The sequence below is a fragment of the Iningainema tapete BLCC-T55 genome (assembly GCF_014698965.1).
Taxonomy (GTDB): Bacteria; Cyanobacteriota; Cyanobacteriia; order Cyanobacteriales; family Nostocaceae; genus Iningainema; species Iningainema tapete.
The window spans coordinates 221,336-241,273 of the sequence record NZ_JACXAE010000072.1; the positions used below are offsets into that span (position 1 = coordinate 221,336).

Annotated in this window: 18 protein-coding genes; 9 read left to right on the forward strand and 9 right to left on the reverse strand. The window is 41.7% G+C overall.

The annotated features are described in order from the left end of the window. Positions 1-620 precede the first annotated feature (620 nt). The 3 genes from ICL16_RS22060 to btpA all read right to left on the reverse strand — a co-directional run bounded on the left by ICL16_RS22060 (position 621) and on the right by btpA (position 4,887). Complete coding sequence (locus ICL16_RS22060) at positions 621-2,822, reverse strand: CHASE2 domain-containing protein (RefSeq protein ID WP_190832043.1); 2,202 nt, start codon at positions 2,820-2,822, stop codon at positions 621-623. Between the two features lie 181 nt (positions 2,823-3,003). Then, positions 3,004-3,966, reverse strand: a complete 963-nt coding sequence (locus ICL16_RS22065; RefSeq protein WP_190832669.1) for a vitamin K epoxide reductase family protein — start codon at positions 3,964-3,966, stop codon at positions 3,004-3,006. A 72-nt stretch (positions 3,967-4,038) separates the two neighbouring features. After that, a complete protein-coding gene (btpA, locus tag ICL16_RS22070; RefSeq protein WP_190832672.1) occupies positions 4,039-4,887 on the reverse strand; it encodes a photosystem I biogenesis protein BtpA in 849 nt (282 codons plus the stop codon). 724 nt (positions 4,888-5,611) lie between these two features. Here btpA and rimO point away from each other — a divergent pair. The 4 genes from rimO (at position 5,612) to ICL16_RS22090 (ending at position 9,573) form a co-directional block, all read left to right on the forward strand. Beyond that, positions 5,612-6,928, forward strand: a complete 1,317-nt coding sequence (rimO, locus tag ICL16_RS22075) for a 30S ribosomal protein S12 methylthiotransferase RimO (RefSeq protein ID WP_190832045.1) — start codon at positions 5,612-5,614, stop codon at positions 6,926-6,928. 63 nt (positions 6,929-6,991) lie between these two features. Next, a complete protein-coding gene (locus tag ICL16_RS22080; RefSeq protein WP_190832047.1) occupies positions 6,992-8,542 on the forward strand; it encodes a DEAD/DEAH box helicase in 1,551 nt (516 codons plus the stop codon). A 306-nt stretch (positions 8,543-8,848) separates the two neighbouring features. Further along, complete coding sequence (locus tag ICL16_RS22085) at positions 8,849-9,127, forward strand: serine hydrolase (RefSeq protein WP_190832049.1); 279 nt, start codon at positions 8,849-8,851, stop codon at positions 9,125-9,127. A gap of 125 nt (positions 9,128-9,252) precedes the next feature. Next, a complete protein-coding gene (locus tag ICL16_RS22090; RefSeq protein ID WP_202895673.1) occupies positions 9,253-9,573 on the forward strand; it encodes a type II toxin-antitoxin system HicB family antitoxin in 321 nt (106 codons plus the stop codon). A gap of 98 nt (positions 9,574-9,671) precedes the next feature. On the opposite strand, the gene ICL16_RS22095 is transcribed toward ICL16_RS22090, so the two are convergent. After that, positions 9,672-10,613, reverse strand: coding sequence for an aldo/keto reductase (locus ICL16_RS22095; RefSeq protein WP_190832054.1), 942 nt, complete (start codon positions 10,611-10,613; stop codon positions 9,672-9,674). A gap of 115 nt (positions 10,614-10,728) precedes the next feature. On the opposite strand from ICL16_RS22095, the gene ICL16_RS22100 reads away from it, so the two are divergent. Beyond that, positions 10,729-12,195 carry a BCD family MFS transporter gene (locus tag ICL16_RS22100; protein ID WP_190832057.1) on the forward strand — a complete coding sequence of 489 codons (1,467 nt, stop codon included), beginning with the start codon at positions 10,729-10,731 and terminating at the stop codon, positions 12,193-12,195. 86 nt (positions 12,196-12,281) lie between these two features. After that, the gene (locus tag ICL16_RS22105) at positions 12,282-13,088 is read left to right on the forward strand and encodes an inositol monophosphatase family protein (RefSeq protein ID WP_190832059.1); all 807 of its coding nucleotides are present in this window, start codon (positions 12,282-12,284) and stop codon (positions 13,086-13,088) included. A gap of 36 nt (positions 13,089-13,124) precedes the next feature. Here the strand turns inward: ICL16_RS22105 and ICL16_RS22110 are convergent, their stop codons facing one another. Continuing rightward, the gene (locus ICL16_RS22110) at positions 13,125-14,054 is read right to left on the reverse strand and encodes a ChaN family lipoprotein (protein WP_190832061.1); all 930 of its coding nucleotides are present in this window, start codon (positions 14,052-14,054) and stop codon (positions 13,125-13,127) included. Positions 14,055-14,102: 48 nt separating this feature from the next. On the opposite strand from ICL16_RS22110, the gene ICL16_RS22115 reads away from it, so the two are divergent. Further along, entirely contained in the window at positions 14,103-15,062 is a 960-nt protein-coding gene (locus tag ICL16_RS22115; RefSeq protein ID WP_190832064.1) for an MDR/zinc-dependent alcohol dehydrogenase-like family protein, read from the forward strand. A 46-nt stretch (positions 15,063-15,108) separates the two neighbouring features. On the opposite strand, the gene ICL16_RS22120 is transcribed toward ICL16_RS22115, so the two are convergent. From ICL16_RS22120 to petP, 4 genes are all read right to left on the reverse strand, one after another. After that, positions 15,109-15,396, reverse strand: coding sequence for a hypothetical protein (locus tag ICL16_RS22120; protein ID WP_190832066.1), 288 nt, complete (start codon positions 15,394-15,396; stop codon positions 15,109-15,111). Between the two features lie 184 nt (positions 15,397-15,580). After that, positions 15,581-16,588, reverse strand: coding sequence for a chlorophyll synthase ChlG (gene chlG, locus ICL16_RS22125; protein WP_190832069.1), 1,008 nt, complete (start codon positions 16,586-16,588; stop codon positions 15,581-15,583). A gap of 77 nt (positions 16,589-16,665) precedes the next feature. Beyond that, entirely contained in the window at positions 16,666-17,766 is a 1,101-nt protein-coding gene (locus tag ICL16_RS22130; RefSeq protein WP_190832071.1) for a Get3/ArsA fold putative tail anchor-mediating ATPase NosAFP, read from the reverse strand. A gap of 123 nt (positions 17,767-17,889) precedes the next feature. After that, positions 17,890-18,081 carry a cytochrome b6f subunit PetP gene (gene petP, locus ICL16_RS22135; RefSeq protein WP_190832073.1) on the reverse strand — a complete coding sequence of 64 codons (192 nt, stop codon included), beginning with the start codon at positions 18,079-18,081 and terminating at the stop codon, positions 17,890-17,892. Between the two features lie 106 nt (positions 18,082-18,187). On the opposite strand from petP, the gene ICL16_RS22140 reads away from it, so the two are divergent. Together ICL16_RS22140 and ICL16_RS22145 are read left to right on the forward strand one after the other, a co-directional pair. After that, on the forward strand, positions 18,188-19,021 hold the full coding sequence (locus ICL16_RS22140; protein WP_190832075.1) for a Uma2 family endonuclease: 834 nt from the start codon (positions 18,188-18,190) through the stop codon (positions 19,019-19,021). A gap of 39 nt (positions 19,022-19,060) precedes the next feature. Then, positions 19,061-19,909 (forward strand): ABC transporter permease, encoded by an 849-nt coding sequence (locus ICL16_RS22145; protein ID WP_190832077.1) that lies wholly within the window; start codon positions 19,061-19,063, stop codon positions 19,907-19,909. Positions 19,910-19,938: the final 29 nt, after the last annotated feature.

A 19,938-nucleotide genomic window follows, 5' to 3' on the forward strand; every position in this document is an offset into this window, starting at 1 on the left:
TTTTCGCTGTTTTTAGTAAAAGTACACAGGTTAAAAGATTAACCAACTACTCAACAGTAACAACACTGATGAGCGCGACTACTACAAAAATTTAACCTGGCATTTAAGTTGTATTCTCTAGATTCCTTCATTTCTATCTGTTCTAAGTTACGTTTTTTTCCTCTGACCAGAGTGTTATCCGTTTATTTGATAACACAACTACATAAATATCTTTGGCTTTTTTTTATATTATCTTAATATTTAAGCGAGTAAACACTTATTACTTAAATAACATTGTGCAAAATTCATTTATCCCTACTAGATACTTGAATACATACTTTTATCAGTGAATATAGCTATATTCACAACAGCATACTTGCCACTTTGGCAAATTTTCCCAAAATAATTCTTTACAAAAGTTAATATATTCGGCAAATGCGGGAGCATGTCAGTTTTGCAATACGCCCGCCCGCACCCTAGAAGGGAGTTGGCTAAAAACGAAGATGTTCCGGATCAATGTAGGTTGGGTTGAGGAACGAAACCCAACATATACAAGCATTTATTGCGTTTCCTAAGGGTTTGCCCAACCTACAAATTCTATATACGTGAGTTATGACCGTGTTCAGTGATAATTTCCATATTTAAGCAAACTCGTAGCGATTTTTACCAAGCTGCTTAGCACGGTACATGGAAATATCTGCTTGTTTCATTAAAATTTCAATGTTATTACCGTTGATAGGATAAATACTGATACCAATACTTGCAGAAACTTTAGTAATATTTCCATCCAAAACAATTGGTTCGGTAATAGTGGCGAGAATTTTTTCAGAGACTTTAGCCGCTACATTCGTGTTGGGAATAGCCCGTAAAATTACGGTAAACTCATCACCACCTAAACGAGAAACAGTATCACTGCCACGTAGACAGTTACTGAGACGTTGGGCAACAGTTACCAGTAAGAGATCGCCCATTTTATGTCCTAAAGTATCATTAACTTGCTTAAAGCCATCTAAGTCAATGAACAGCAATCCTAATAACAAGTTATTACTATAAGCCCACTGTATAGAATCCTCAAGTTGTTCGTCGAAGAACTTGCGATTAGGTAAGCCAGTGAGGTTGTCGTGGTAAGCAAGATAACGTAAATGATCTTCCTTCTTTTTTAATTCATAATTAGAGCGATGCAACTCATCCGCTGCACGCTCAAGTTCTTGTTCCCTCAGCTTGTGCTTGGTAATATCTCGGATTACGCCAACTAAAAAGGAATTGCCAGCCGCGTCTTTGTGTAGCGAGCGCTTAGTAGCAATCAGATGAGTATTTCCTTTGGCATCAGTAAATGCTTCTTCATTTTCCAGAGGTTGCTGAGTTTGGAAAACTAGTTTATCGTACACTCGAAAAATATCTGCTTCGTGTTGAGGGAAAAAGTCATAATCTGACTTTTCCATTAATTTGCCAATAGGATAACCAATAAATTGACAAAATGCTTTATTCAAAACAATCCACTGATATTGCTCATTCTTCACAAAAACAGGATCGGAAATCGTGTTAAGTACTTGATGTAAAAACTCTTTAGAGCGTTTCCACTCTTCTTGCCGATAAGCAATCTGACTTGTAATCAAAATAGCTGAGCCAAAGAAAGTTAGCAACGCAGGTACAATTGGTATCCACCAACCAAGTAAGAAAGCAAAGTAGGCGCTACTACTCAATATAAAACATGAGATTATAATACATACCACACTGATGCTAGGTTTTCTAATTTGCCCTATAATTAAAGACCCTAAATATGACCAGGCAAAAATCCATAAATATTCTTGAAAGTCAGACCAAAATTTCAGTAAAGGTCGTCCATTAATTGCCGCTTCTATTAATTCACTGATAAAATACGCTTGTAGTTCAATCCCCGCCACACGATGGACTGTACCAATTAAGCGACTGGAGTAGGGAGTTAACACAAAATCTTGGAGACTGGTAGCAGTAGAACCAATTAGTACAATGCGATCTCTAAACCAGTTATCAGGTACACGGTTAGCGAGAACTTCGCTCATGGAAACTTTACGAAAGCCACAGCCTTCAACTGGCGATTTCGTAATACAAACTTTAGGAAAGTTGGATAAAATTTGGTAGCCAGTGTTATCTAATTTTACATAAGCGCCATCATGAGGTTGAAGGCGTTTAAATACAGCTTTACCTAACTGTAAATAATTAGGATTACTGGTTGATTGCTTTAAAGTGATACCTTGTGTTTTTAAATACAACAAAGCTAACTTGAGCGAGAAACTGATATGTACTTGATGATCAAAATGTGAATATAATAAGTTGCGACGAATTTTGCCATCTGCGTCAAATAGCACATTATTAAAACCCACTCGCTCAAGTTTACCTAAAATCGGTGGGGGCAAGACACTGACGTTTTTATTACTAGACATTAGTTCAATTCCCACCAAGTTGGGCATAGACTCAAAGGTATGAACTAAATCCGGATGTCCAACTTTGACTGACATATCTCGGTAAATATCTAAACCAACCGCACGTGGTTGCTTGTATGCTATTTGTTGTAATAACTTAGCAATCACACTATCAGGAATTGGCCAAGAACCAACTTTGCGTAAAGACGGTTCATCAATTGCTACAATAGTTATATAGTCAAGCGTTGTTTCGTTTGAGCGTAGTTGAAAAAGTTGATCCAAAGCTACCCACTCTAAGGATTGTAATAATCCAAAAGAGCGTAATAATAAAACACAGATTCCCAGGACTGAGGCAGTGATTAACTCCCTTTGTACTTTACTCAGTCTTTGTTTGATTGCCAATAGTAAAATTTTAAGCCCATTACCTAGCTGCTTACTCATTCCCATCACCTGATTGGGACAAATATTTTCATTGCCTTCAATTATCAATTAACCATTACTAACAATAAAAATGCCAACCGGAAATGCTTGAGTAAGCTGATGTACTTTCGGTGAATGTATGGGCAGAAGCCGACGGAGCCAGAATGGCGATCAAAGCCTCCTGTCTCCTGTCTCCTGCCTACTAACTCCTCTTCTGAAAAGCGTCAGGAAAATTCTTGAAATTACGTGAACCTTTGTAGCCAGAAATTTGAGCTAGTTTTTCTAGTGGTTGTACGTTCGGATAAAGTTTACCGCCAATCTCCCAGGTAGGATAGCCTTGAACACCAGCTGCTTTACATAAATCTGGACGGGGATTGTCTTTGCCCTGAGGATCGCACTCAATGTGTTTAATTTCTTTGTACGCTTCTTTACCAAATAGTTCTTTCTGTTCGTGGCAATGAGGACACCACCAAGCGATATATTCCTTCGCACCAATTTGGGTGAGATGACGTGCTAACTCAATTTCTGCAGGACCAGAAGTAGAGCGGATTTCCCAACCAACTCCGATTGTCGGATCTCCAGTGGGTGATGGGCTAGCAACTTTTGCTGTATTAGCTGGTTGACTAAATACAGCTAAAGTGGTAATCAATGTTACCATGCCTACAACAATGGCAGTGAAAAAGATTTGCCCAATATCATCCCAAGCGCGACCAATGATGGTTAGTACTAAAAGGCTGACAGAGAATATAGCTGAGGCAATACAGTAGATACATAATGTCTTAATTTGGAAAAACAGTAGGTACATTAAGTAACCACTGAAGACTGACATAGCGATCGCCCCTGCCAACAGCAGTAACCAAGTCCAATTTTCTAACTTTGTGCGGGTATTTTTATTTTGCGCACTGTCAACTGCTAAAGGAGCCAAAGCAAAGCCAGCCATACCCGTGTAAGCTAAACACCCAAACAAGGCAAGGGGTAGTCCGGCAACTGTGGCGTATGGACTGGAAAGTACAATATCACAGCTTTGAGTGGGACAAGCTGCAGTGCCTTGGGTAAACTTAACTACTGTAAGATAAGCCGTTGTTAGGGCACCACATGCGGCGATCGCTGCTATGATCAAGCGCGACCAACGATGAATCCAAGGAATAGAACGACGGCGACTCATAAAATTGTCAATTGCTAATTGTGAATTGCTAATAGCCACTAGCCGTTAGCCATTAGCTATTAGCTATGCTATTTAAGAACGTAAATCTACTTCGGAAATTGATGGTTTCTCACTTTTAGAGTTCCAACTTTGGCGTGCGGCTTCCACAAATTGACTCACCCGATGGGGGTCAATTGGTTGTTCGCGGCGTCCTCGCCGCTTGAGAGAACTAGAAACAATTACACCATCCGCTGCCTGCATTAGTGTAGCAATATTTTCAACCGTAGCTCCACTACCTATTAACACTGGAGTACCGTTGGCTGCATCCATCGCTAGTTCCAAATCTTCTAAGTTGGGCGGATCACCTGTAGCCCAGCCTGACAAAATTACTGCATCTGCCAATCCACGTTGAATTGTGTCACAGACAGCATTTGTCAGATTTACAGAACTTAAAGGACGGGCATGTTTGACCAATACATCAGCGAGAATTTTGACATCACTGCCCAACTCGCGTCGATATCGTAGTAATTGATGAGCAACTCCTTCAATTAATCCTTGATCGGTTGCCATTACGCCTGTTAGTACATTGACACGAATGAATTGTGCCTTGACTATTGTGGCGATCGCCATTGCACTCAAAGCGTCGTTCCGCAGAACATTTATTCCAATTGGTAGTGTCACTAAGTTTTGGATTCGTTGCACTATCAACGTCATCGCACTGACAACTGCTGGATCGACAGAATTTTTGGTGAACGGTACGTCGAAAAAATTTTCCACCATAATTCCGTCCACCCCTCCGCTGGCGAGGGCTGTTGCTTCTTGTTCGGCACGGTCAATCACTGTTTTGAGGCTACCAGACCAATGGGGTGAGGTAGGCAATGGTAGTAGGTGAACTACACCAATAATTGGAACTCTGGTTTTAAATATCTGATATAAGTCCACGTCTTTAACCCGCTGCGCGGAGTCTGGTGTCATTTTTTGAGTGTAATGACTGACGATTTATTTTATCTTGTTCGGTTTCCTGCCTCTTTCCAAAGAAATAAAGTAGCCGAATACCTCCCATAAGATATGTTAAGATAAATATGGCGACAAGAGGAGTTTGCCACTCTCCAAAACGCAAGGCAATCATTTATGATTTGAGGCGGCTAGTAGAGTTTAAGCGTCATCGCCAACTCTAAAATGCCTTCCCCTTTATTAGTAAGCGGTATTCAGAGCGAAAGGGTAGCATCTTCGCTATCATTATGAAGGCGTAGTCAAGCAAGACTAAACTTAGGGGTAGCAACTTCTCACAACAAGCCATTGACGCTCATAGGTGACGTTATCGTACTCTCTATGCTAGTGTCATTCAGAGGGCAGCTTCCCCTGGTTTTGGATTGAGTAGATTGATACGCCAATACGCTCTAGTAATGTAAAATACCTTAAGGCAATTTTTAAAACAAAGATTACTAGTGTTAAATTTACCCAAAGACTGTTGATTGTACCCGGAAAAAAAATATGAATAGAGATATCATATCATGACCGCAATAGCGCGTGGAATGAGTCATGAATCTGATTGGCGCGAACACACGCTCTGAAAAATGTTGAGATCACAGGCAGACGACCGAATCGGAATTTAGGTAATTAACTTTTGAACTAACTGCACTAATTGTGAAAATATTGTCAGATTATGGGTGATAAACCAACAATTGCAATTTCTCACCTGGGCTGCGAGAAAAATAGAATAGACACAGAACATATGTTGGGGCTTCTGGTAGAAGCAGGCTATGGCGTAGATACCGATGAAGAATTAGCAAAATATGTTATAGTAAATACATGTAGTTTTATTGCAGCAGCAAGAGAAGAATCGGTTAAAACTTTAGTAGAACTGGCACAAGCCAATAAAAAAATCGTCATAACAGGTTGTATGGCGCAGCACTTCCAAGAACAGTTGCTGGAAGAGTTGCCAGAAGCAGTAGCAGTGGTAGGAGCAGGCGACTACCACAAAATAGTCAACGTAATTGAGCGCGTAGAAAAAGGAGAGCGCGTCAAGCAAATCAGTCCAGAACCAACCTATATTGCCGATGAAACCACACCACGCTACCGAACCACAACTGTTGGTGTAGCCTACCTAAGAGTGGCAGAAGGATGTGATTATCGCTGTTCATTTTGTATTATTCCTCATTTACGTGGAAACCAGCGCTCGCGCACCATCGAATCCATTGTCGCTGAAGCAGAGCAGTTAGCTCTTCAAGGCGTACAGGAAATTATTTTAATTTCCCAGATTACTACTAACTATGGTATAGACATTTATGGTAAGCCAAAGTTAGCTGAATTACTGCAGTCCTTGGGAAAAGTAGATGTACCTTGGATTCGGATGCACTATGCTTATCCTACGGGACTAACCCCATCCGTGATAGCGGCAATTCAAGAAACCCCCAATGTAATACCCTATCTAGATTTGCCCCTGCAACATTCTCATCCTGAGATTCTTCGTGCGATGAACCGTCCTTGGCAAGGACAAGTGAATGATGCGATTATCGAGCGCATCAAGTTGGCACTGCCTGAAGCAGTAATGCGGACAACTTTCATTGTTGGCTTCCCCGGAGAAACAGAGGAGCATTTCGAGCATCTACAACAGTTCGTCGAGCGTCATGAATTTGACCATGTTGGAGTTTTCACCTTTTCACCAGAAGAAGGAACACCCGCTTATAATTTGCCTAATCAACTACCACAATCTGTGATGGAAGAGCGGCGAGATGCAATTATGGCACTCCAACAACCAATCTCTTTGCAAAAAAATCAACAGGAAGTTGGCAAAGTAGTTAACGTCCTCATTGAACAAGAAAACCCAGAAACAGGAGAATTAATCGGACGCTCGATTCGATTCGCTCCAGAAGTAGATGGGCTGGTATATGTAAAAGGTCAAGCAAGTTTAGGAACTATTGTTCCAGTAGCGATTGAAGTAGCTAATGAATATGACCTTTTTGGTCAAGTTGTTAACTAAATGTACAGACGCAATTAATTGCGTCTCCAATCTAAAATCAAGCAGAAAAATAGAGGAGATTTAATGAACCTTTCTTTCCAAGACTTAGGCATCTCACAAGAGCGCGTTGAGCAACTAGAAAAAATAGGCTTTACCGCACCAACTAATATTCAGGCACAAGCGATTCCTCAACTACTAGGTGGTCGTGATGTAGTCGGTCAATCCCAAACAGGTACAGGTAAAACAGCAGCGTTTTCTCTGCCCATTCTCGAACGGTTAGATGTTAGTCAAAAGGCAGTACAAGCTTTAATTCTGACGCCAACTCGTGAGTTAGCAATTCAAGTCCACGATGCAATTAGTGAATTTATTGGTAACTCAGGATTGCGAGCTTTAGCAATTTATGGAGGTCAATCAATTGACCGTCAAATTTTACAACTAAAGCGTGGCGTTCACGTTGTTGTGGGTACACCAGGGCGAGTAATAGACTTGCTAGAGCGGGGTTGTCTCAAACTAGACAAAGTGAAGTGGATGGTATTAGATGAAGCCGATGAAATGTTGAGCATGGGCTTTATCGATGATGTAGAAAAAATTCTCTCCCAAGCACCAAACGAACGCCAAACAGCTTTATTCTCGGCAACAATGCCGCCATCAATTCGCTCTTTGGTATCCAAGTTTTTGCACTCGCCCATTACAGTTACTGTTGAGCAGCCAAAAGCAGCACCAACCAAAATTAATCAGGTAGCTTACCTCATACCACGTCACTGGACAAAAGCCAAAGCTTTACAGCCGATTCTCGAAATGGAAGATCCAGAAACGGCTTTAATCTTTGTCCGCACAAGACGTACAGCCGCAGAACTCACCAATCAACTACAATCAGCAGGTCATAGTGTAGATGAATATCATGGTGACTTGTCTCAGCAAGCGCGGGAACGGTTATTAACACGGTTCCGCAATCGTCAAGTGCGTTGGGTAGTAGCTACAGATATTGCCGCACGCGGTTTGGATGTAGATCAACTTTCTCACGTAATTAACTTCGACTTACCTGATAGTGTAGAAACTTACGTCCATAGAATTGGTCGTACTGGTAGAGCTGGGAAAGAAGGTACAGCGATTTCTCTAGTACAACCCTTTGAGCGCCGCAAGCAGCAAATATTTGAGCGCCATGTGCGTCAAAATTGGCAAGTACTTTCAATTCCTACACGCGCACAAATCGAAGCACGGCACATTGAAAAATTGGAAGCTCAGGTTCGTGAAGCTTTAGCAGGAGAGCGTCTGGCTTCATTTTTACCAATTGTCAGCGAGTTAACAGAGAAATACGATGCCCAAGCAATAGCCGCAGCGGCGTTGCAAATTGCTTACGATCAAACTCGTCCGGCTTGGTTAAAAACAGAGATGATGCCAGAAGAGGAAATGGTTCCTCCTACTCCCAAACCAAAGCTACGGACATCTTCTCGACGAGATTATAATGGCGATCGCCCCCGCTCTTCTGCTTGGGTATCATCAGATACCAGCGAAGGCGAAAAGCGTGAACGCGGTGGCACTCCCAAGCCCAAATTACGGACTTCCCGTCGCGAACCTTCTGTAACACCAAGTAAAAAGCTAGGTTCTAGTACAGCAAGAGAATCAGCTTCTTGACTAAAACGTAGTAGTCTGGATGATCTGGAACTTCTCGGTTAACCAGACTTCTTCACGAGTAGTGGCATCGAAAAAAGCCACAACAATAGCTGCTGCTATATAAGTGGGATTTCTCAAGTCTACAAGTCCTTCAATTAGGAATATTACTCCTACTATTCCCAAAGCAGCGGCTAAATTTTATATTGCATATAATAAAAACCCTAATTTGTCAATATATATGATTAACAAGATCCCCGACTTCTTTAAGAAGTCGTTCTTCTTAATGTGCAAAAATTCTCATCACCGTGCTGTAGTCAAGAATAGAAGTTGACAAAAGCAATTACACGTTCCCACCAACAACAGTTTCAAAATGGGATCGAGAGTCTGGGATTAGCTTGGCAAATTATTACTCTCCCAGAAGGACAGGAAATATACTGCCATAACGGCGGTACAGGTGGATACAAGAGTTTTATTGGGTTCGATAAAAAACATCAAACAGGAGTTGTGATTCTCTCCAACTACGGAGATGCAATGGCGAACGATTTTTCTGTAGATGCTATGGCTGTACAAATCCTCAAACATGCAGCAAAGATTCCCTTAAATTAAGGGGTTCATCAAATCAAGTCGTCCACAAGCGTGCAATTACAGGTCAATGATATCACTACTTGCTATTTTTTAATCAGCCATGAATTTTCTTGAATGTTGAAAAATTAATAATCACTGTAACTATGATGATTTACAAAGGATATACAGCCAGTATTGAAGTAGATGTAGAAGCAGGAATTCTTTTTGGGCGGGTACTAGATATTAATGATGTAGTAACATTTAAAGGAAAAACAGTTGATGAGGCTCGTGAAGAATTCCACAAATCAGTAGATGACTATTTAGCTTTTTGCTCAGAATTAGGAGAGGAGCCTGATAAACCTTTCTCTGGTAAGCTTCCTTTGCGCACTACTCCAGAAAACCACCGGAAGATTTTTATTGCCGCTAAAAAATCCGGTAAAAGTATTAATGCTTGGATAGACGAAGTTTTAACTATTGCAGCAAATTAAGTTATTAATACCTAAAGTTAAGAGATTTGTTTTTGAGTGGGGGCGTAGCCCTTTGGAGAACCCGTAGGGTACAGCCGTTCGCCCCAAAAGATATATTGCTAAGGACGAGTAATTCTTTCTAGCTGCGCAACTTCATCTTCACTCAATCGCCAACCTAAAGCACCAGCATTCTGTTTTACTTGTTCGGCTGTTTTCGCCCCAGCAATAGGAATTACATTACCCTGTGCTATCAACCAGTTGAGCGCTACTTGGGCAGGGTTACGTCCGTGTTTATCTCCTATCTGGCGTAGCAAAGATATCACAGGCTCAATTTTCTGTAAGCCTTGTTTACTAAATCTTGGATCTATCCTTCTACCATCTTTGAAGTTAAAATCTTTATCTGGGGTATACTTACCTGTCAGCAGCCCTTGAGCTAAGGGACTGTATGCCAAAATTGTTACGCCTAACTCACGCGCTGTGTTGAAAATACCGTTAGTTTCTATTTGACGAGTTAGCAAAGAGTAGTTAACTTGGTTGACAGCCAAAGGTACACCACGACGGCTTAATATCTCGTGCGCTTCCCGCATCTGCTGAGCAGAGTAATTACTGACACCAACTGTAACAATTCTGCCCCGCTTCACTTCGTCTGCCAAAGCATTCATTAAAGTTTCTTGGCTCATGAAGAAGGTAAAAGGCCAATGCACTTGATACAGAGCAACTTGCTCCAATTGTAAGCGTTTAAGACTGTTTGTCAATGCTTCAGCAACAGAATCACCTGTGAATCGCCAAGGCACAGGACCGAATTTGGTAGCAATTTGCACCTGTTGATTTGTTTGGCGCATGAATTGCCCCAAAAATTCCTCACTCTTGCCAAACCCGTAGATTTCAGCGGTATCAAAAAAGGTGACACCAGCTTCTAACGCTGCTGTAAACGCTGCTTGTAACTCCTGTTCACCGTAATTATTACCATAATTCCAAAAAAGCTTATCACCCCAAGCCCAAGTACCAATACAAAGGGGTGTAACTGCAGGACCATTTTTTCCTAAAGTAATAGTTTCCACTTTTGCTACCGTTATTTACATTTCTTCATATTCTCCTAGTTTATCGCTTGTTAAAATCTGGCGATCGCTCGTAAAGTCTATGCTAGAAGACATATTCATTAATTTTTCAAAGAATATGGCAAGGGAAAATTTATCAGATGGTGAGAAAAATTCATTCATAGTACCCAAGGTTAATTTACTCACAATGTTCCGATTGGGTTTATTTCAGATGGGATTGGGCATCATGTCCCTTCTCACCTTGGGAGTGCTGAATCGCATTATGATTAAAGAGTTAGCGATTCCGGCTACACTGGTAGCAGGGACGATCGCAATGCATCAGTTTGTCGCACCAGCAAGACTGTGGTTTGGGCAATTATCTGACGCTAAACCATTCTTTGGATATCATCGCACAGGTTATGTATGGGTAGGTGCAGCAATGCTGGCGCTCACAGCATTTTTAGCCGTACAAGTTACCTGGCAGTTGGGTGCTAGTTTTTACTCATCCGGTTGGACAACTTCTACTTACGGTTGGATTGCCTTACTAGCAGGAATTTTTGCCTTCTATGGACTAACATTAAGTTCAAGCTCCACACCCTTTGCCGCATTACTGGTAGACATTTCCGATGAAGATAACCGTTCTAAACTCATTGGTATTGTTTGGTCAATGCTGATGGTAGGTATTGTCATTGGCGCAATTATCAGTTCAAAATTATTACCAGGAGCAACGTCCTGTCAAGAAGCTTCCCAAGGAACAATATCCTTATTCAAACAACCGCAACAATTAGCAGCACTACAAAACTCAATTAACCGTTTGTTCTTGCTTCTTCCTGCCGTAGTTTTTGGCTTATCCGTAATATCTACATTCGGCGTTGAAAAAAAATACTCACGTTATCATTTACGCTCCACAGTAGCACAAAGGGAAGATCAAATTACTTTAAGCAAAGCTCTCAAAGTCTTAACTGCCAGTCGTCAAACAGGTTTATTTTTCACCTTTTTACTTGTGATGACAATCAGCTTGTTTATGCAAGAAGCAGTACTCGAACCCTACGGAGGCGAAGTCTTTGGTATGTGTGTATCAGATACTACCAGGCTAAATGCTTTTTGGGGAACAGGAACTCTAATTGGGATCAGTTCGACCGGGTTTTTGATCGTACCACGCATAGGCAAACAAAAAACAGCCCAATTAGGATGCTTCCTGGTTGCCATAACTATGGTAATAATCATATTCTCAGGATTCACCGCCAATCAAAAGCTGCTACAAGGAGCATTAATATTGTTCGGTTTAGCCTCTGGTGTCACCACCACTGGAGCACTCAGTTTAATGCTAGATCTTACCGCAGCAGAAACCGCAGGCACATTTATTGGTGCTTGGGGTTTAGCACAAGCGATCGCAAGAGCGTTAGCCACAGTCAGCGGTGGTGCAGTATTAGATATCGGCAAACAACTTTTTGGGCAGCAAGTACTAGCTTATAGCTTAGTGTTTGGATTACAAGCAGTGGGAATGCTGGTGGCAATTTGGTTCCTCAAGCGCGTGAATGTGAGAGAATTTCAAAGCAATGCCAAGCAGGCAATCTCATCTATTTTAGAAAGTGATCTTGATTGATAATGTTGTTAATGGTGTTAATTGCTAATTGCTAATTGTTAATTGCACCATTCGCCATTATCCATTAGCTATTAGCTATTGATCGTATGACTGAATTTTGGACAACAATTCTCGAATTTGCCCAAACCACCACAAACCGCGTGGGTAAGCAGTTAATGCAAGATTTTGGGCAGGTGCAGGCTTTGCAAAAAGCTGATGGTAGTTTAGTGACGCAAGCAGATAAATGGGCGGATCAAGAAATTCGCGATGCGATCGCATCCACATTTTCTGGTTACGGTATCCTGAGTGAAGAGGGTGAGAAAACTTTTCCTGGGACTGAATGGTGTTGGGTGATTGACCCTTTAGATGGTACAACTAACTTTACACGCGGCATTCCTATTTGGTCAATTTCTCTTGGGTTACTGTATCAAGGGACACCGATATTTGGTTACATTAACGTGCCACCATTAAATCAAACTTTTCATGGTTTTTGGGCAGGTTCTTTTGAGTTAGCAGTACCAAGTGGAGCATTTCGCAATCACCATCCCATCCATACCAGTGGTGATGTACCAAGCAAAAATCATTTTTTCAATCTCTGTTCTCGTAGCACTGCTGTGATTCAACAAAACTTTCCCTGCAAAATTCGGATGCTGGGTGTGGCTAGTTATAATTTTCTCACAGTCGCTAATGGAGCAACACTGGGTGGGATTGAGGCTACACCCAAAGTTTGGGATATTGCGGCGGCTTGGGTAATTGTTCAGGCTGCTGGGGGTAGATGGTTATCGCTGAAGTCAGAGCCGTTTCCTTTGTTAGCTGGGGAAGATTATAGCGATCGCTCTTTCCCTACTTTAGTTGTGAGTCGCCCTGAGTTAATTCCGGTTTTTGGTCCTTTTGTGGAGAGGTTGAAGATTTGAACCGCAAAGGCGCCAAGAACGCTAAGGAAGAAGATTTTAGCGAGTTTTCGCGTCTTGTTGATCGTACCAAATGAAGTCGGCGATGCGCTGATTTTTTGGTGGTGAGGTATCTACGGGGGGACTAAGTAAGACGGAACGCTGAATTAGTTTACCTTTGTGGTGTCGGGCAACGCGGCTGGGAATACCGTAGCCGTAAATTATATGTCCTTGTCCTGCTAATACTACTACTTGATAATCTGGTTTTGCTTTGATAAATTTGGCAATACTTTCTGCCATTGTTTCATCCCAGAGAACTTGTGCTAACAAGAAGCGCTCGGCATCAACACTACTACCATGTCCTGCGGCTTGGTGCTGTTTAAAAGCTGCTAGTAACTGTTGACGATATTCTTCGTTATCTGTACGAATTTCTTCTAAAGGGGGAATTTGTTGTCGTTCTGATTGTGTTAAAGATTCTAAGCCTGAGCGAGCTACTTTGCGGGTGATTTCTGAAGGGGTATTTAAAGCGATAACGGGTAGTTGTTTTTCTTTAGCGAACCTGAGGATAGGGGCGTAATTCTCCCAGGGAAAACCCCAGCGTTGCTCGTACTCACTTTTCTTTAGCAGTTCTTTTTCTGTGATTTTCCCTGCTAGGTACTGATTAATAATACTTTGATAGGGGCGCTGAAACATTTCCATCGCGATCGCGATTTTGGGGTTACGCTGGTAAAGTTCTTGAATAATTTTTAACTGGTTTTGGTGATCTTTGGCACTGTCGTGAGTTTCCCCCAGATACACAACATTCGCATTAGATAATGCCAGCATTATCTCTGACAAACGGTTAACGCATTTGCTAGCAGCAAATTTCTGAGTACAGGTTTCTACTTGTTTAGCATAAGATGGTGAGGCGCAAAGTAAAAATATTCCCAACCATAGAGCAAACGCTTGAGACAGAGGAAGGAGGGACTGCTTTTGAATCAACTGTTTCATCGAAAGATGTGTAAAATATAATGTGACTGTCCTGTACAGCTATTGATCATGAAAGGACTCTGGCTCGAAAACAACCAACTACAACTACGTACTGACATCCCTACTCCCGAACTGGCGGAGGGAGAAGCCTTGGTAAGGGTATTGTGTGCTGGGATCTGTAACACTGATTTAGAACTCATTAGAGGCTACTATCCCTACACTGGAATTATAGGACACGAGTTTGTTGGTGTTGTCGAACAAGGACCAAAACACCTAGTAAACCTGCGTGTAGTGGGAGAAATCAACGCTGTTTGTGGACATTGTAGATTCTGCCGTAGTGGACAACCAACTCATTGCGAAAACCGCACAGTACTTGGTATTGTTAACCGTAATGGAGCTTTTGCCGACTATCTTTGTTTGCCAATCGAAAATTTACATCCTGTTCCCGATCATATTCCTACAGAAGTAGCAACATTTACTGAACCTTTAGCAGCAGCCTTAGAAATTCAGCAGCAAGTAGCTGTGCATCCAAAAGACAGAGTACTAGTGGTTGGAGATGGTAAGCTAGGGCAATTAGTAGCCCAGACATTAGCCTTAACTGGCTGCAACCTCTTAGTAGTAGGGCGTCATCAAGACAAACTAGCTAATTTAAAAGCAAGGGGTATCAAAACTGGTTTAGCCGACGCAGTAACCGACAGAACATTTGATATTTCCGTAGAATGTACAGGCAATGCGGAGGGATTTGCGATCGCACATCGCGCCCTACGCCCACGAGGAACACTAATACTCAAAAGCACATACGCTGGCAATTTAAGCTTAAATGCTTCCGCTTTAGTCGTAGACGAAATTACTCTAATTGGTTCACGTTGTGGTTCCTTTTCACCTGCACTTGATTTATTAGCATCCGGAAAAGTAGACGTAAAACCACTGATTCATGCCCACTACCCTCTGTCACAAGGGCTTACTGCCTTTGAACATGCTCAAACTAAAGGAGTTTTAAAAGTTTTAGTAGAAATGGCTAATAGCTAATTGTTACTTGTGCAAAACAATCAGCAATTAACAATTCTTTTATTCCCTAATACAACATAGCATTTGTTTTTGGTTGATAATCCAGACAATTTATAGCTTCTTCCGTATTAGCTACGCATGGACGAACCGTACATTTGAGACGGTAATCATTAGTAAAAAATTGGCAATTAGTACAAGGAATTTGATGCATTTCCTGAGCTTTTTTAACAGTATCTCTTGTCGTTGTCCATAAACTCCTAGCAACAATAATAGTTAAAGTCCAAGCAGTAAAAAAGCAGATTGGAACTAAAAAAGGTTGAATAGTCTTAATTACAAAATAAAGTAATTCAAACACGGCAAATCCTAAACATAAATCTCAACTATGAAACTATATTATACAGTAAATAACAAGTAAAAAATCTCTATTTCTTTTCTCTGCGATCTGGTGCGCCATAACTCTGTTCATTTAATCCTCTCTAAACTAAGAATTATAAATCATGAATAACAAACTTTATCATTCATGATTCATAATTGTTAATTCAGACACCAGCATGACCCAGCGCTAACCCCACCACAAGCATTCCTAACACCAAGAAAGGTTGCGCACTAGCCTGATATTTTACATCATTTTTCAGAGGATCGCGCAAAAAATACATATCTTGAAAAGTGATTTGCGGAATCACTAACAATAGCAAAATTGCCGCATACAAATTCTCATGAATGAAAACTAGGTAGCCTGCAATTACTGCTTGAAATAGATCGATCATCACCACACAAATCCATGCGGCAGTAGTAACACCAAACATCACAGGTAGAGACTTTAACCCAAACTGGCGATCGCCTTCCACACTTTTAAAATCATTAACAATGGCAATGCCCAAACCAGCGAAGCTGTAAATAACAGTGAGAATCACAATCTTCCAATTAAGTTCACCAAACAAAGCATGACCGGTACACCAAGGTAAAGCAATATAGCTAGAACCAAGAGCGTAAGTGCCTAACCAACCGTTTTGTTTGAGCTTTAGAGGTGGTGCGGAATAGATGTATGCTATGAAAGAACCAAACAAAGCCAGGATGGTGAGTGAGGGGAATTCATGACCTGACCAAACATCTAGAGTAAATGCTAGAGCAATACCAGCAATAAGTAAAACCAGAATTTGCGTAACTACCTGCGGTAAAGGAATTGCGCCAGAGGGAATTGGGCGATAAGGTTCGTTGATAGCATCAATGTCGCGATCGTAGTATTCATTCATGGTTTGGGTGTACCCAGCTAGCAACGGTCCAGCTAGTAACATACACGCAGCTGCCTTTAAAACATTTTCCAGTGTCCAAGTGTATTCACCAGAAGAAGCCGCACCACAGACTACACCCCAAATTAGGGGAATCCAGGTAATAGGTTTCATCAATTGCAGCCGAAGTTTCCAAACAGCAGTTTCCCCAGGGGAAGCACCTTTCATGCCTAAAAGTTGCCTGGTTTTAGCACTGCGCTCAGCTGCTTTTGCTTGTTCGGTTGGTGTTGGTGGAGTAATGGGAGTTAATTCAGACATAGGGCGTACTTGCTAATTGTTAATAGAAGAATGGCTAATTGCTAATTGCACTATTAGCGATTAGCGATTAGCCATTCCTAAAATGAGATGATCAAATAACTATTTTGAAACTTTGCTCCAGTAACAGATCTACCACTTAGAGAGGGAGGGAGAAACAGGTTGCGTCGCTGATCTCCTGCTTCTACAGTGACTTCTGGCCCATATTGAGTAAGTTTAACCTGTTTTTTGTCAAATCCTGGTAAGAATAAACGTACTTGACGCGCATTTATATCAATTTCCATAGGCTTTGGAGCTTGTAACGCTTGTGCCTCAAAATTGGGTAGGGCATCCATAAGTGGTTGCCAATCAACCGAAGATGTGTTAAGAATGACGCTTACTGGTAGAGGGATAAATTCTTCTGACAAGTTGACTGTTGTTTGTTCTGACATGAGCAGAACTCCACCAACAGTTAAACCAACTTGTTGAGCGCTACCCCACAAATAACGGGCAGTGGCAACTTCTATAGGGTCACTAGTAGTTACTAAGAAGGCAGCGATGTGTTTAGGATCTGCAAGGGCTGCTTTTCCTTTGTCTAATAAATTATTGACTTGGTTGGTTGGTTGGGAGAAATTGTCTGTTGTCCAGTTGACGTTAAAAAAGGTGCTAATTAGCGGTTGAATTAAAGGCGATTCGGAAATTGTCTTGCCCAAGTCGGAGTTGATCCAAATTTGTCGCAATCGCCTTACATACCAACTCAGAGATTCTGGCATTCCTAACATTCGTAAGGTGGATGTGTCGCCTGTACCATCGTAGACAATTGCGTCATATTTGCCGCTTTCGTCGTATTCGCGGATCGCGTTTAGGGCGAGGGCGCTGTCCATTCCTGGTATGATTGCTAGTTCTTGACCATAAATCTCTTTAAGAATAGGTGTGCGCAGGTATTTCGCTTCTAATTTTTTGACTTCCTCCCAACTACGTTCAAGTAGTATAGATGTTTGAAATTGTACTACTTGCAAGTTAGCAGCAATTTCTTGAGGCTCAGGAGTCATCGGTATACCCAACAAGATTGGTAATGATGGTTCTGCTCCTCCTGCTAGGAGTACCCGTTTTCCCAAGCTAGCCAACTGTTTGGCAGCGGCGATCGCTATTTTTGTACGATTGCTACCGCTTTTGCCCAAAAATGTCAAGATCTTGGTCATGACTTGATTCCTCTTCCCACCTTACTTTTTCCAACTCCAACTTAGCACCCTCGTTGTTTTGGTAACTTCCTCCTGGTTTATGAAGTTAAGAATAAATTGCTAAAAGAGCGAAATTTGTCCTGACTACATCACTTTGAGTTCATCTTCAAAAAACCAAGTGGAAAAATTATCCTCAAACTTTACGACTACGCCAACACCACTACTATCAGTCATTCTGAATCCTTCGATGCTGCCGATTTGTCCTAGTTTTTTGGCGACAGGAGCAGATACGCGATCGCGCAAACGAACGACTTTAACTTTTTGTCCGATTTCCATGCCAGCTAAGAATGCAGTAAACAAAACTCAGTGTAGCTGAATCTGGGACTCTCATTAAATGCCTGAACGACTAAAATTAAATCAACGAGTAATGAGGTAGATGCAGATGCTTGTAACAGCACAACAGCTAGAACAACAGATGCCCGATGCAACTCAGTTGTATAGTGATGAGCCGGAGATGGAATCTTCATTGCATTATCTGCAGCTACTGCTGCTAGTAACTAGTTTAGAGTGGCTGTGGCGCGAACGGGAGGATTTCTTTGTTGGTGCAAATCTGACGATTTATTTTAGTCGCCAGCAGTTACGCAATAGAGAATTCCGGGGACCTGATTTTTTTGTAGTCAAGGAAACGGAAAAAAAACCTCGTAGTTCTTGGGTAGTTTGGGAGGAAGATGGTCGTTATCCAGACTTAATTATTGAATTACTGTCAGAGAGTACAGCTAATGTTGACCGCAAAGTCAAGAAAAATCTCTATCAAAATCGCTTTCGCACCCCAGAATATTTTTGGTTTTCGCCAGCAGATTTGGAGTTTGTGGGTTTTAAATTGGTAGGCAATACATATCAAGAAATTGTCCCAAATGCACAGGGATGGCTTTGGAGTCAAGTACTTGAGCTTTATTTGGGAGTGTTGTCAGGTAAACTGCGATACTTTACCAGCAATGGTGATTTAGTCCCAACTCCGGAAGAAGCAGCTGTTGCATTGCAGCAACAAGCGCAAGCCGCACAGCAACAAGCGCAAGCCGCACAGCAACAAGCGCAAGCCGCACAACAACAAGCGCAAGCTGCACAACAACAAGCGCAAGCCGCACAACAACAAGCGCAAACAGCAAAAGCTGAGGCATCTGAGGCACAATTGCGTTTGCAACAGGAGCAGCAGAGAGTGGCACAATTGACTGAGCAGTTGCGATCGCTAGGAATAGATCCAAGTAATTTGACGTAAGTAGATCAAAGTGTAGGTAGTGAGGAAACGGAAATATCAATGCGAGGAGTTGTTCGTAGAGCAGGTGTACTCAGGCGTATCCTGCCAGTTAATCAAAAGTTCTGGGCGAAGTTTGATTTGTTGAGAACTTTAGTGCGGCGTGATTTAGAGGCGCGGTATAAGGGTTCTATTTTGGGTAATATGTGGCCTCTATTGAATCAGCTATCACAGTTACTAATTTATACTTATGTATTTTCTATAGTATTGAAAGTTAAACTGAGTCTGAAAGGCTTGCCTGGAAATGAAAGTTTGACGTTTGGGCTGTGGCTGTTTGCGGGATTGCTTCCTTGGATTGCCTTTACTGGTGGACTATCACAGTCTGCTAGTTCTGTGGTAGGACAGCCAAATTTAGTGAAGAAAGTTGTATTTCCGCTAGGGTTATTACCACTGATCCCAATTTTATCAGCATTTATTGAAAGTTCTTTTGGTTTAATGGCGCTGATTGTGTTTGTAGCAATAACTTCTCATACTTTACATCCAACTTTAGCGTTGTTACCGTTGGTTTGGCTGCCGCAGTTGTTATTCACAGCAGGTTTAGGTTATTTAGCTGCGGGTTTTACAGTATTTTTACGAGATATACCGCAAACAATAGGTGTAATAATTAACATATGGTTTTATTTGACGCCACTTGTCTATCCGGCTGAGGTGATTCCCCAAGAATGGCGAGGGTGGGTGTTTTGGTTGAATCCAATGGCGGCGATCGCACAAGTTTACCGTGATTTAATTTTAGCCGGAGAAGTCAAGCACTGGGGTGAGTGGGGAGTGGCTTCAATCATGGCATTGGCAGTTTTTTACGGTGGACTGTGGTGTTACCGTCGGCTGAGACCAGCATTTGCGGATGTATTATAACTGTGGGTAATTAGATTAGGATAGACAAA

Coding starts and splice junctions, on each gene's coding strand:
- ICL16_RS22080 (WP_190832047.1), top strand. CDS start 6,992: ATGAACCTTTCTTTCCAAGACTTAGGCATCTCACAAGAGCGCGTTGAG.
- ICL16_RS22090 (WP_202895673.1), top strand. CDS start 9,253: ATGATTTACAAAGGATATACAGCCAGTATTGAAGTAGATGTAGAAGCA.
- chlG (WP_190832069.1), bottom strand. CDS start 16,588: ATGTCTGAATTAACTCCCATTACTCCACCAACACCAACCGAACAAGCA.
- ICL16_RS22115 (WP_190832064.1), top strand. CDS start 14,103: ATGAAAGGACTCTGGCTCGAAAACAACCAACTACAACTACGTACTGAC.
- ICL16_RS22100 (WP_190832057.1), top strand. CDS start 10,729: ATGGCAAGGGAAAATTTATCAGATGGTGAGAAAAATTCATTCATAGTA.
- petP (WP_190832073.1), bottom strand. CDS start 18,081: ATGGAAATCGGACAAAAAGTTAAAGTCGTTCGTTTGCGCGATCGCGTA.
- ICL16_RS22065 (WP_190832669.1), bottom strand. CDS start 3,966: ATGAGTCGCCGTCGTTCTATTCCTTGGATTCATCGTTGGTCGCGCTTG.
- ICL16_RS22105 (WP_190832059.1), top strand. CDS start 12,282: ATGACTGAATTTTGGACAACAATTCTCGAATTTGCCCAAACCACCACA.
- ICL16_RS22060 (WP_190832043.1), bottom strand. CDS start 2,822: ATGAGTAAGCAGCTAGGTAATGGGCTTAAAATTTTACTATTGGCAATC.
- rimO (WP_190832045.1), top strand. CDS start 5,612: ATGGGTGATAAACCAACAATTGCAATTTCTCACCTGGGCTGCGAGAAA.
- ICL16_RS22110 (WP_190832061.1), bottom strand. CDS start 14,054: ATGAAACAGTTGATTCAAAAGCAGTCCCTCCTTCCTCTGTCTCAAGCG.
- ICL16_RS22130 (WP_190832071.1), bottom strand. CDS start 17,766: ATGACCAAGATCTTGACATTTTTGGGCAAAAGCGGTAGCAATCGTACA.
- ICL16_RS22140 (WP_190832075.1), top strand. CDS start 18,188: ATGCTTGTAACAGCACAACAGCTAGAACAACAGATGCCCGATGCAACT.
- ICL16_RS22145 (WP_190832077.1), top strand. CDS start 19,061: ATGCGAGGAGTTGTTCGTAGAGCAGGTGTACTCAGGCGTATCCTGCCA.